Source organism: Micromonospora sp. NPDC048930, assembly GCF_043197935.1.
Lineage (GTDB): Bacteria > Actinomycetota > Actinomycetes > Mycobacteriales > Micromonosporaceae > Micromonospora.
Map to the genome: position 1 here is coordinate 35,362 of NZ_JBICUB010000023.1, position 12,487 is coordinate 47,848.

Consider the following 12,487-nt stretch of genomic DNA (forward strand, 5'->3'; position numbering starts at 1 on the left):
GTCACTGCCTTGCGCGCGTCCACAGCGCCACGTCTAAGATCCGCAGCGGCGGATCGTTGGCCGGCAGGTCGTCGAGAAGCCCACGTATCTGCTCGTCGCGCATGAGTTGTTGATAGATCTGCCAGTCACGCCGGTAGGAGTAGGGTTTCTGCATGCCCAGGTACTGGCGGACCAGTCCGTCGCGCACCGGTAGCAGCCACGGACGTTTACGGGCGGCCAGCTTCGCCGGAGCTACCCATGGATCCGATCGTGCGGCCCGTGGGTCTACAAACAGTTGTCGCAGCCTCTCGTAGAACCTTCCTGCGACGTCTAGCACGCCATCGTCCGCGTCCTCCAAGCGAACGTCGGTCGGTACCGCCTGCAGGTTTGCGACCAGGCGCTCATCAGCCAGAACGCGCCTCGCGGCGCGGGCTCCGATGTCGGCGTTGAGCAGCGCCACCGCGAACAGGTCCGCAGCCGTCACTTCGGTCGGCGTGTTCGGGCCGAATGCCAGAAAGGAACCGCCGGCGTAGTCGCCCTCCGGGTCGTAGTAGGCGGCGATACGCGAGGCCGCGTCACCAGTCAGAGCATCTAGCGTCGCCGCATAGGCCCGGGCGAACTCGTCCACGCCGGGCACCGTAACGGATCCGCGGCGGGAAAGCATTCGTTCATCCGCCTGCTTTCGTGCGGCCGTTCGGAAGGTCTGATGCCGGCGTGCTCCTGCAAGCCGCCGTGGCGTGTGCCGGGCCTGGGGAACCTCCTGGTAGGCCGAACCCTAGGAGGTCCAACAACGCCAAGTGCCGCGCGCTTTGTTCAAGTTGCGATTGTCGGTGACCCGACAAAACCTCGAGCGCGGGGATGCGGCACTGGTCAGCCGTCCGGGCTGGTGCTACGAGTGATCAGTTGACGGTGGTCGCGCAGGTCACCGGACGCCCTTGTCGAGCCGGATGTAACGGTGCGCACCCTTATGATCGCGTAGCGGCTCGTGTTCGGCCTGGGAAGCGCGTCTCGTGCCTGGCCCGAGCGCGAGCCCTGCGATGTGGTGTGGGAGGGGATGTGTGTGCGGCCGGACGGCGCAGAGCTCGACGACGATGAGGAACGGTCGGCTGACGGCCCGGATCTGTGGCAGCTGGCCGGGCTGCCCGGCGGGTTGTTGCAGGCCAGCTATCTGACGAGCCGGTTCTCGGCCCAGTACCGGCTGATCGTCGATGTGCTGCTCGCCGAGCAGGAGCACACCCTGACCGGGGTCGCGGCTACCGAACTGCCCGGGCTGCTGCGCCGCCGTCTGCAGGTGCTGGGTGTCGATCCGGGGCTCCTCGACGACCCGGCGTTCAAGCTGAAGGATCGGATGGGCCGTCTCGAACGATGGGGTGTCGTCTACCGGTTCCAGGACAAAGCGGTCCGAGACGCGGAGTTCGTTCTCGACCGGGACCGGTACCAGCTGACCGAGACCGTCGCCGAACTACACCGGGCGATCACGTCCCTCGGCGACGACACCGCCGCAGCCGCCGCTGCAACCCTTGCCCCCGGGATCCTGATGGCCAACCTGTCCCTGCTGTACGAAAGCGCAGAGGCGGATCCGGCGGGGGCGGCGGCTGCCTGGTCCGTGATCGCGACGACGCACCAGGCAATGGTGAAGGCCGCCGCAGGGTGGCAGGCGCGGCTCGCCGGTGCGCTCGCTGGCCCGCCGACACTGGAGAAGATCACCACGGTCCAGGAGACCCTGCGCCGTTATGTGGATATGTGGGGCGCCGGCGTCGACACGCACTCAGAAGCAATCACCAATCTCGCGGCGAAGCTCGCGTTGCTGCCGATACCGGCGTGGCGGCGCATCGCTGTGCACACCCTCGGCGCGAACGCGGACGAGCCAGCGATCGAAGCGCTCGTCAACGCCCACCTGCTTACCCTAGAGACGCTGCGCCGCTGGTTCGACGGACCGGACTGCCAGGCCCGCAAACTACGCCGACAGATGCGCGACACGATCGGGCCGCTGTTGCGCGGGCAGCGGACCCTGGCCGCCGTCGGGGGGCACGTCTCTCGCCGAGCGGAACTCATCGATCTGGCCACCCGCCTGGAATCGACCGCAGACGACGACGCCGCCTGGCGGCTGTGGTGCAGCTCGACCGGGCTATTCTCCGCCCGGCATCTGCCGGGCGCGGGGGACCCACCGGCGGGCAACCCCGGCGCGGTGTCGTTCTGGGATGCCGATCCGGTCCCCGTGGAGGCCCGTCTGCGCAAGCAGGGCCCGAAAGCAACGACCGGGACCGCAGCGCGGATTCCCGACCGGACCGGCGCGAAACGCGCTGCCCGGGAACGGGCCGCACGGGCTGCCGCGCAGGCCGCGATCACCGAATCGGCAATTCTCGCCCGCTCCGGGCAACGGCTGTCGCAGTGGCGGGATCTGACCGCCGCCGAGCTGCAAATGCTGCTGGTCCTGCTCGGCGCGGTTGCCGCCGTCCAACCGGACGGCACCGGCCGGCGATCTGCGACCACCGGCGACGCCCGGTGGCTCCTGCGCGCCGACCCGCCGGAGGACGGTGCGCCGGCCGCCGTCGTGCACACGCCGGATGGCCGGCTGGTACACCCCGACATCGTCCTGCACATCACCCCAGCCGGGAGCCGGCCGTGAACACATCTACCTCCGCGTCCGTGCGGGAGGCGCAGCAGGCGTTCCTCGGCCTGCTCGCCCAGCCGCTGGTTACTCCGGCCACGAACCGGGTCCTGCACCGACACGTCCTGCGTCACCAGCGGCAGATCACCGAGCATGCCCGTCGGGCCGGGTACCGGATCCAGCGGGTCGGCCGGGCCGTACGCCTGATCCGGGTTCCGATCGCCGGGACCGTTACGGCCCCACCCCGCCCTGCGGACGCACCTGGCCGACGGCTGCTCTCGCTCGTCTGCTGCCTAGCCGCATGCTGCGAGGAGATCTCCGGGACGGTGACGCTGCAGCGGCTGTCCGACATGGTCCGGGACTTGACCTCCGCACCCGGGGTCACCGTCACCGGCTACGACCCGGAGCAGAAACCGCAGCGTCGCCTGCTGCGTGACGCGGCTACCCTGCTCGCCAGGTGGGGCGTGCTGCGCCGCCGGACCAGCGACGAGAAGATGCTCTACGACTGGACCGAAGACGGGGCCGGGCCTGGTGCCGGCTACGAGGTTGACCGGGACGCGCTGCTGCTGTTGACCAGCCCTGATGTGCTCGCTGCGGCCGTGCAACCGCAGGACACCGACGCCGAGCAGATCGCCGCAACCCGTACAGTCCGGCAGTTGCGTGCCCTGCTGGAAACTCCAGCCGTCGTGTACGCGGATCTGGACGAGCAGGACGCGGACGCGTTGCGTAAGGCCCGCGGGCTGCGCACCGCCGACCTCGCGCAGATGACCGGCGGGACGGTCGAGGCCCGCGCCGAAGGTCTCGTCCTCGTGCTGCACGACGACCCGGATCGGTCGCCGACCGTGGCCGACTGGCCGCGCGCGCGAGCGGCTGATTGGGTGGCGCTGTTGATGGCTGACCTTGCTGGACGGCATGGCACCCGTACCGCGTCTGGCACCGTGGTACTCACCGACGGGCAGGTGGACGAGGTCGTCGAAGACCTGATCGGCTGGCGCGGCGAGTACATGTCCAAGGACCAGAAGACCGTGCCTGGCACGGTCCGCGCCGACGCGGAAACGATCCTGACCGAGCTCGGCCTGCTGCGCGTCGGCCCAGACCAGTCATGGACTTTGTCCCCGGCCGCGGGCCGGTATCGCGACCCCGACATCACCCTCATCGACCCATCGGAGACGACCCGATGACCACGACCGACCTGCCGACCCCAGGCCCGGCCGCCACCGACACGCAGCTGGCCGCGTGGCGCGACGCGGTCACCACCGCCGGCCTGCCCGACCCGGCCCGCCCCCGATGGCAGGTACTGCGCGCCGGGGTGGTCGGCCTATGGGAGTTCGACGTGGCCGAGTACTGGTTCGCCGACGGCCGCGCCCAGTTCGTCGGGCAGAACCAGTCCGGCAAGTCGACGCTGATGGCGCTGACGACCCTCCTCATGCTCGCCGGCAGCCTCGACCGCAAATACGTCGACACGTTCGGCCAGTCCGACAAGGAGTACCGGTACTACGTCGAACCGGTCGCCGACGACCGTGACCGGCGGGATGCCTCCGCCTCGACGAACCGCGGCTGGGCCTGGGTTGAATACGGCCGAATCGGCCCGCTCGGCACGCCGGAATTCTTCACCACCATGCTGTACACCCAGACCAAACGCGGCGTGGCGCAGATGACCCGCGCATGGGTCGTCTGCCACGGCACCGCCCGGGTCCGCGCCGGCCTAGACCTCGCCGCAGGCCAGGCGGTCACCGAACCCAAAGCCCTCGAAGCCGTCGACGGCGTCACTGTGTACCCAAAGGGCCAGACCTACGCCGAGCGGCTCGCCACTGACCTGTTCGGGTTCGACGACACCGACCGGTACGCGACCGTGATCGAGATGCTGAAGGTGCTGCGCACCCCACACCTGGGGCAGAAACTCGACCCTGATTGGTTCACCTCCCAGATCCGCTCGGCGCTGCCACCAGTTGCAAAGAGCGAGGTGACCGAACTCGCCCACGGCTGGCAGGAACTCGAACAGCTGGCCCGCGATCGGGACTCGGCCGAGGAGGCCCGCAAAGCAATCGCCGTCTACCTCACGAGGGCATGGCGACCGTGGGCCGACGCCGTCCTTCGTCTGCACGCCGACACCCTGATCGCCACCGACACCGGTGTTACAGAGGCACGTGCCCAGGTCGGCGCCGCGAAGGCCGACCTGGACGACGCCCGCAAACGCCTGGACGAGGAGGCGAGAAACACCCAGCACCTCGAAGAAGCTCGCGACCGTACGCGCACGGAACTGATGCAGTTGTTGCGCTCCGCGGCGTACACGAGCGCGGTAGAGCGGGCCAACGATGCCAAGCGGCTGCGCACGGAAGCGAACGCGGCGAAACGCCGCGCGGAGAAAGCCGCCGCTCGCCTTGAACGGACCCGCGCTGACCTCGAAGCGGCCAAGTCCGAGCGGGAGAAAGCCGACGAAGAACACGGAAACGCTGAGCAGGAGCTGAACCTTGCCCTCCGCCGTGCGGTCGAGACAGCGGCGGTTGCCAGGCTCGGCGACCAGGTTCCGCAGTGGGCAGCATCCGGCGACGTCGACCGGTTCGACGCAGCCATCGCCGCCCGCCGCGCCCAGGTCGGCACGCTGCGGAAACTGATCCGCGCCGCCGGCAAAGCGTCCTCGGCCTGGCAGGCCCTCGACGACGTGGCTCAGAAGGCGCAGGAGCAGCTCGACGAACGCACCGAGGCAGCGGAGGCCACCGAACACGCCCTGGCGCAGGCGTTGCAAATCCTGTCCGACGATCTGGAGCGGTGGGCAACAACACTGGGCGATGTGTGCCCGCCGGTCGAGGTCCGCGACGCGTGGATCACCGCCGTTACGGCCCAGACGGGAACGCTCCGGCCACGGGAGGTACTAACCGGCCTGCTGACCCGGGAGTGGCTCGACCCAGCAACCGGGCCCCTCACCACCCGCGTCGCTGAACTACGGGCCGCAGCGAAAACCGCAGCCGCCCGCGCCGCCGAAGCCGAACGCGACGCTGACGCACTCGAAAGCGCCGGCGACCCGACGCCCGATCCGCCAGTGCGGTGGATCCGTCGTGACCGGCCATCATTCCCGTCCGGTGCAGGCGCCCCGCTGTGGCGTCTGGTCGACCCGGTCGACGGTCTCGACCCAGTAGTCCTCGACCAGGTGGAGGCCAGCTTGTCGGCCGCGGGTTTGCTGGACGCCTGGGTGACTCCCGACGGTGTCTGGGCACCGGACCGCGACGGGGACGAGCTCATCATCGTCCCCGGCACCGTCCCGGCCGGCACGGGAAATCTTGCGCAGGTGCTGCAACCGGCCGAGGACGCCGGCAGCCTGTCCGCCGCGGTACTGCGGATCCTCGCCGGCATCGGATACACCACCCACGGGCCGTTGACCGCACCGACCTGCCTGGCCGCCGACGGACGCTGGCAGACCCCCGCCGCGGCGGGCCGGGCTGGAACCGCGACGCATGGTGCCGAGCTCATCGGCACCGCCGCTCGGGCTGCCGCCCGCCGCCGCAAGATCACCGCGTTGCGCGCGCAAGCGACAGAGTTCCGGGCCGAATTTGGGCAACTGGCCGGTGAAGCAGACCAGGTCAGTGAGCAGATCACGAGCCTGCGGGCGGCAGCGGACCAAGCGCCTACCGACGCGGATGTCGTTGCAGCCGCTGCTGCACACACTGCTGCGGCTGACGAGGCGGACAAGGCATCCAGCGCTTACCGTGACGCTCGCGGCCGCGAACAGGAAGGCCGACGTGTCTCGGACGCGGCGACCGGAGAGGTGACCAGGTACGCCGCCGAGCACCTGCTGACAACCGGCGAGGAGCAACTCGACAACCTCGCGGGGGCCCTCGATGCGGCTGCGACCGCCTCCGGCGGTCTCCGTCTCGCACTCTCTGCGCAGAAGGCGGCCATGTCGGCGGTCATGGCCGCAGCAGGACGGGTCGCGATTGAGGACAGCCGAGTCCATGAGGCCGCCAGCACCGCCGAGGACGAGGCGCAAACGGCGCAAACCGCAGACGTGAACGCGACGCTGGCCGAAAAGTCCGTGGACGCTGACGCCCAGCAACTGTTCGCTCAGGCTGAACGCCTGGAACGCCAGGTTGAGGAGTACGGGCCGTCGATCTCGGCGAGCAAAAGCGAAGGCCTCGCCCGCTCGGCGGCGGCCGGGGAGGCGAACTCCACCTGGCAGCAGCGCTGCAACGACCTCACTGCCGCTCTCGAACGCCGGGACATCGCAGCTGCGGCATGGTGGGTGCCGGTCGACGCCGGCCTGGCCGCAGCCCGCAACCTCACCGTTCCGGACAGCCGGGATCTGGATGCCGCGCTCGCGCATGCTCGCACGGCTGCCGACCAGCTACGACCTCAAATGTGGCCGGAGCTGCTCGACGAGAAGGCCAGGCGAGCCGAGGCGGCGTTGTCGCGCATGCTCGGCTCGTCGCTAGTCGACCTTCGCACAGTTCTGGAAACCTCTGGCGGCCGGTCGGTGATCACCACAGAGGCCGACGAACAGCATCCCCTGCCATCGGTCACTCTGATCGTGGACGCCTCCGGCGCCCAGCTCGATCCCGCTGATGCAATCCGGCATCTGCAGATTCTGGTCGAGGATCTGTCGCGCACCCACGACGAGAAGCTGCACCAGATGTACACCGAGCTGCTGTCATCGACTTTCATCGACCATCTCGCCGACCGAATGAAGAAAGTCATCAAGCTCCTCGACGTCGTCAACGACGTACTCGGAAAGCATCCGACCGGGGCGAACAAGACCACGCTGCGGCTGCGCCGCGTTCCAGCCGAAGGGCAGGAGCCCGGATTCAAGATCCTCAAGGCATTGCAGGAAGGATCGATCGAATCCGAAAGCGCACAGCAGCAAATCCAACTGTTCCTCGGCGCCCGGCTGCGCGAGGCGCAGGACGCCGGCCTGGTCGGCACCGAAGACTGGACCGACCGTCTCGCGGAACTCCTCGACTACCGGGCCTGGTTCGACATCGTCGCCCAATACAAGGTGGGTGACGGCGACGACGAGACCCGCTGGAAAGACCTGACGAGGAAGGTCCACGGCGTCGACTCCGGCGGCGGGAAGGTGGTCACTCTCCTCCAGCCGCTGCTGGCGACGCTGGTCGCCTTGTACTCCGAATCGGAGGACGCGCCGCGGCCGTTGTGGCTCGATGAGGCGTTCGAAGGCGTCGACCCGAGCAACCGGGCCACGATGATGCGAATGCTCACTGACTTCGACTTGGACTTCCTCCTCGCCGGACCAGCGCCGCTCGTCGCGGTCGCGCAGGTCCCGACAGCCGCGCTATGGATCATCACCCGCGCCCCAGCACCGGCCGCCGGCGTTGACCTGTCCCTGATGCTGTGGGCCGGGAAAACCCTGGAACAGGTTCCGGTCGGCGACTATGCAACCCGAATCCTCACGCCGCGTCGCCCAACCGACGACGCCGGTCCGGACTTGTTCACCACCGTTGCCGAAACAGGCGGCCCAGCCGGGCCGAACCACACCGGAAACGACGTGGGCGTTCCAGCGAGCATCGTCGCCGTGGGCACGGGCGGGCCGGCATGACCGCCGCAACGGATCGATGGGCGGCTCAGGCCGGCCCGCAGAAGGTACTCGCGGCAGTCCGCAAGCTGTTGGAAGAGCACCGCACAGGAACCGGGGTCACCGTCCGTGTAGCCCTGACCGAGCCCGAACGGGCGCAGGTCGGTCGGATCCTCGGCCTGGACTGGGAAACATCCGGCCGACCGATCACCCTCGGCAAGCTGCGGGCCGCGCTGACCCGCGCCGGTGACGACCTGCTCGACCTACTAACCCGCACCGGCGGCCCAATCGTCGACGTCCGCGGCCGCAGGGAGCAGGCCGCCGCGCTCGCGGCCGCCACCATCGAATCCGCCTATACCACCCTCGACAAAGCCGGGCTGCCCACGCACGCAGTGGAACTGGCCCGGACCCGGCGATGGCTTGAACGCCCTAACCCGGATCTGGCCACCAGCCGAGCCGCTGACCTCATACGGCTGTGGCAGACGCTACCCGGCACCGGCCGACCCCTGGCGGAGGTGGCGAACAGCCTCTTCGCCGACCCTCACCGGCTGGACCGCGACACCGACCTGGGCCGGATCGCCGCCCGCCTGCTCGCGGCCGCCACCGCCCTACCCGCCGACGCCGCAGCCGCCGCTGACACGGCGCTCGGCGCAGCCCGGTGGCGGCAGGTGTGGGCCGGACACGGGGTCAGCTGCGACGAAGTGTCCGCCACCGTCCTGGTCCTCAACCTCCCGCTCAACGGGACCGCGCCGGCAACGAGGATCGCGGCTGCGGCCGCCGGGTGCGGCGAGCCAGTGTGGCTGACCAGCCGGTCACTACGCGGCGAATGGGCTCCCTGCCCGGACGTGGACATGGTCCGGGTCTGCGAGAACCCGGCAGTAGCGGAAGCCGCTGCCGAGCGTCTCGGCCAGACCTGTCTGCCGCTGGTGTGCATCTACGGCCGGCCATCGTCGGCGGCCTGGACACTCCTGCGCGGCCTGGCCGGCGCCGGCGTGCGGCTGCTGGTAACTGCCGACAGGGACGACGCCGGCCGTCGGTTCCTCACGGAAATGCTCTCTCTCCCGGGCGCCACCGAATGGCTCAGGGACGTCGACGGTGTGTACGAGGAGGCCCGCCTGGACGCGCTGATCACCGACCTGACCCCGGCACTCAGCGTCGCTGCCACGCGTACGACAGACGATCCTGACCGCGTACCAGGCCCTGCTCGCTCGAATCGACTGATCTGACGTCGCCCGCCCAGCCCTACTCGCCGGGGATCGCCACTCGACCTGGATGGCGGGCACTGTCGCACCCCAACTCGGCCTATGCACGCTTACCGACACCGCCGTATACGAATAGTCCGATCCGGCGAGACGTCCTTGGTAGAGGAGTCCCTCTGGATTTGGGAGAGCCGCATGGCACCCGATGGGTATGGGTTACGCTCAGTCAGCAAGATCCAACGGATTCACAGCCGCTCGCTTGACAAGTGCGGGAAGCCCGCCGCGCCGGGCACCGGGTGCCGGTGGTGGCAGCGGGCGCGCACCCGGTAGGCCACCCGGTCTGCGTGCCACGCCGACGACGAGAACCTGTCCGTTCGGCTGGTCCATCTGCAGCGGTCAGGTTCTTGTCCGTGCCGTGCCGGTTGCGCCCGGGCCCGCCGGTCGCCGTGGGCGGGAGCGTCCCCGGCTCGGCGTACCGGCTGGGGCGGGCCGGGCCGACTGGACACGGTTGGGCAGCCCGCTGATCTCGACGCGGATCGTGTCCAGCGCGTTGATTACGTGGGTCTGCACGATCCACCAGGCCGCCGCATGGTCAGTGATGGGAAAGCCCAGACCTAGCGCCGGCAGAGCCACGGCCGCCTGGGTCTCGGCGCCGAAGTGCTGGCCGCCATTGCGGATGTGCGTGACCTGGAACAGGGTGTTGATGGCCGCCCGCACCGCCGGCAACGACTCGGCGGGCAGCTCCCGGGTCAGAAAAGAGCGCATCTTGTCGAACGGTCCAGCGTCCATGTCCGGCGCGGCATCCAGGCCCTTGAACATCTCGCCCAACGCGCTGAGCCGGTTGTCGAACTCTTCCGAAGTGGAGACCGGCAGGGCCAGCCGGGCGGCACGCTCGGCGCTGGGGACGTGCACCAGCTTGCGACCGAACTTGAGTTGCCAGACCACGTCTAGGTAGTCGAACGCGGCCACGACGCCCAGCGGGGACACCGGTTGGGGCGCGGGGACGAGCTCCGGCGGCATGATCCAGGCGCGCATCCGGGTGAGGTAGTCGTTGACGTCGCGGACGCTGCGGAAGCGGCGCAGGTGGCTGCTCGGCTGGTAGATCCAACCGGCGTCGCCGCGCTGCTGCGGCCCGTGCCAGGTGGCCGGCTCGCCCTGCAACAGCTCCGGCAGCAGCTCTACGAGAGGTTCGCCGTCCAGACCGAGATCGGTCACCAGCTCCGGCCAGGAGATCTCCACCGTTACCACGCGGCCCGGCTCGAACGGCGCGGCCGCGCGCCGGTCGGCCAGCTCGTTGACCACCTGCAGGAACATCTCGACTGTGGAGGCGAACTGGTCGAGGTGGGCCATGCCCGCAACCGTCAGTTTCACCGGCTCCTCCTCGCGGCCGTTGCGGTCGCGGCGGATGAGCGAGTAGGTCAGGTGCAGGTGCGAGAAGCTCGGCAGGCCGGCGAACACTTCCTCGCTGTCCAACCCGAGGTCGTCGAGCTTGGCCTGCACGTACTGGTACACCGGCCAGGCGCCAGTCTCCATTACCGTGTCACCGATGATGCCTAGCAGTTCCTTCTGCGGGCCGCCTAGCGGAAGCAGCAGACGATCAGTGTCGGCCGGAATCTGGTCAGTCATGATCATGCCTCACAGTGGTGCCGGTGGGAGCGATCCGTGGCCGGTAGCCCGTCTCGCTGCTGCCACGCGAGATGTGAGCAGCCGAACAGAATAGCGGTCCGTCGTACGTCGCGCACATGGCTGCTGGCCGGTGCCGAAGTCAAGGACATCGGCCACGGCCGTGGCCACCGGATGCTGATCCGGCCAGATGCCACCGTCGAGGGCGACCAGCACATGGTCGCGCGCTGCCCGCTCTCACCGAAAACGGCGGCACCCTGCGCTGGCAACCCATCCCCCCGGCCCTCGCCGTCCGCCTACAGAAGCACGCCCAGGCTCAGGGCGTGGGCCGATTTTGCCGGATGAGATCCTGTCGTTCGTGTGGCCGGTGGGGGAGCAGTCCTGGATCCTGCCGCACGAAGCGGCATGCCCGTTCGAAAGCCTCTGGGGATGAGCGACACCGATCCGGCTGGACCTGCGTCCCATCAGGAGGCTGAGGAGGTGTGAAACTATCGAGGGTGGCCAAAGCCTTGGACGCAGCGGATGGACGGCGCAGACGGCGAGTGGACTCGTGATGTTGCTGCCATGATTGGCAATCCTTCCTATGCCGTGAATATTGACCCTGATCTGGCTGTCGTGCACGATCCGATAATCTCGGAGGAGGAATTGGTCGCGGCGAACGCGAGATTGACCGACGACCTTGGCTCAGAGCCTTATCTGCGAAACCTGCTGGCTGTTCTCAAGGGCGCGCACCCGAGGGCCTGACAACTCCATCACCCCCTTGGAATTGTGCGCCTGCGCCGTCGCTGGTGCCTCAGGGCGCGAACTCCATTGCAGACTCTGCCTGCAGGAGGTGCCCTTCTCCGTGGCCGGATTGACGATTTCGCTGTCATCGGCGCAGGCAGACCGGCTTGTTTGCTTAAATTGCACCACGCGGGCGGCTCACGCCTGCAGTGTTACGCAACGTAAAATGCTAGGCTTAACGCATGAGCACCCGTTTGTATAACGGATGCTACGCGTGGGGGTTCAGCTCCCCCCTCGGACACAAGATCGAACACGCAGCAGCAAGGCCGTTGAGCTGGCAGAACACAGCTCAGCGGCCTACGTCGTATCCGGGGCAGTGTGCACTGATCTGCCACGATCCGCGCGCTACGCGGCGTCACGAAGTGCTGACTCAGCCGGCATGCGCACATGGCTCCCCGGCAAAGCTGGGCCAGCCGTGACAGGGCATTCCGTTGTACGGCTACGCCGGGCGGCTCCTACTACCGCGCACAGGCGGGCTGGCCGAGATCGTCGAGCCGGGCGTGACCGGGATGACCTTCGCCCCGCAGGACCCGGACGGGCCGAGCGAGGCGGTGTACGCCCTGCTGTCGGACCGGGCCCGCGCCGTGGCCCGGCGGGCCCGCGCCATGGTCCACGAGCAGTACGGCTGGTCGGCCATCGCGTCCCGCACCGCCGCCGCGTACGGCGCCGCCATCGCGGGCGACGCCGCGTTCACCGCCGAGCGGGCCGAAGAGCGGATGACCCTCGGTCGGGCGCTACCCGCCCTGCCGGAGGCAAGCTGCTCGCCGCCGC

General features: G+C 68.9%; 8 protein-coding genes. 5 read left to right on the forward strand and 3 right to left on the reverse strand.

The window, feature by feature from the left end; translation table 11 throughout:
- Position 1: 1 nt before the first annotated feature.
- Positions 2-607: a DUF6308 family protein gene (locus ACGFI9_RS34385; protein ID WP_393184756.1), complete on the reverse strand. Its 606-nt coding sequence runs from the start codon at positions 605-607 to the stop codon at positions 2-4.
- 357 nt (positions 608-964) lie between these two features.
- Here ACGFI9_RS34385 and ACGFI9_RS34390 point away from each other — a divergent pair, with 357 nt between their 5' ends.
- The 4 genes from ACGFI9_RS34390 to ACGFI9_RS34405 are packed head-to-tail and all read left to right on the forward strand — an operon-like array spanning position 965 to position 9,337.
- Positions 965-2,608, forward strand: a complete 1,644-nt coding sequence (locus ACGFI9_RS34390; RefSeq protein ID WP_393184758.1) for a DUF2397 domain-containing protein — start codon at positions 965-967, stop codon at positions 2,606-2,608.
- Between the two features lie 20 nt (positions 2,609-2,628).
- Complete coding sequence (locus ACGFI9_RS34395) at positions 2,629-3,771, forward strand: TIGR02678 family protein (protein ID WP_393184849.1); 1,143 nt, start codon at positions 2,629-2,631, stop codon at positions 3,769-3,771.
- Positions 3,768-8,135 (forward strand): SbcC/MukB-like Walker B domain-containing protein, encoded by a 4,368-nt coding sequence (locus ACGFI9_RS34400; RefSeq protein ID WP_393184759.1) that lies wholly within the window; start codon positions 3,768-3,770, stop codon positions 8,133-8,135. Before ACGFI9_RS34395 ends, ACGFI9_RS34400 begins: the two co-directional genes overlap by 4 nt.
- The gene (locus ACGFI9_RS34405; protein WP_393184760.1) at positions 8,132-9,337 is read left to right on the forward strand and encodes a TIGR02679 domain-containing protein; all 1,206 of its coding nucleotides are present in this window, start codon (positions 8,132-8,134) and stop codon (positions 9,335-9,337) included. The genes ACGFI9_RS34400 and ACGFI9_RS34405 overlap by 4 nt, the downstream gene beginning before the upstream one ends.
- Before the next feature lie 369 nt (positions 9,338-9,706).
- Here ACGFI9_RS34405 and ACGFI9_RS34410 read toward each other — a convergent pair whose 3' ends face one another.
- Positions 9,707-10,942: a hypothetical protein gene (locus tag ACGFI9_RS34410; RefSeq protein WP_393184763.1), complete on the reverse strand. Its 1,236-nt coding sequence runs from the start codon at positions 10,940-10,942 to the stop codon at positions 9,707-9,709.
- 513 nt (positions 10,943-11,455) lie between these two features.
- Here ACGFI9_RS34410 and ACGFI9_RS34415 point away from each other — a divergent pair.
- On the forward strand, positions 11,456-11,677 hold the full coding sequence (locus ACGFI9_RS34415; protein WP_393184764.1) for a hypothetical protein: 222 nt from the start codon (positions 11,456-11,458) through the stop codon (positions 11,675-11,677).
- A gap of 478 nt (positions 11,678-12,155) precedes the next feature.
- Here the strand turns inward: ACGFI9_RS34415 and ACGFI9_RS34420 are convergent, their stop codons facing one another.
- Entirely contained in the window at positions 12,156-12,389 is a 234-nt protein-coding gene (locus tag ACGFI9_RS34420; RefSeq protein ID WP_393184767.1) for a hypothetical protein, read from the reverse strand.
- Positions 12,390-12,487 lie beyond the last annotated feature (98 nt).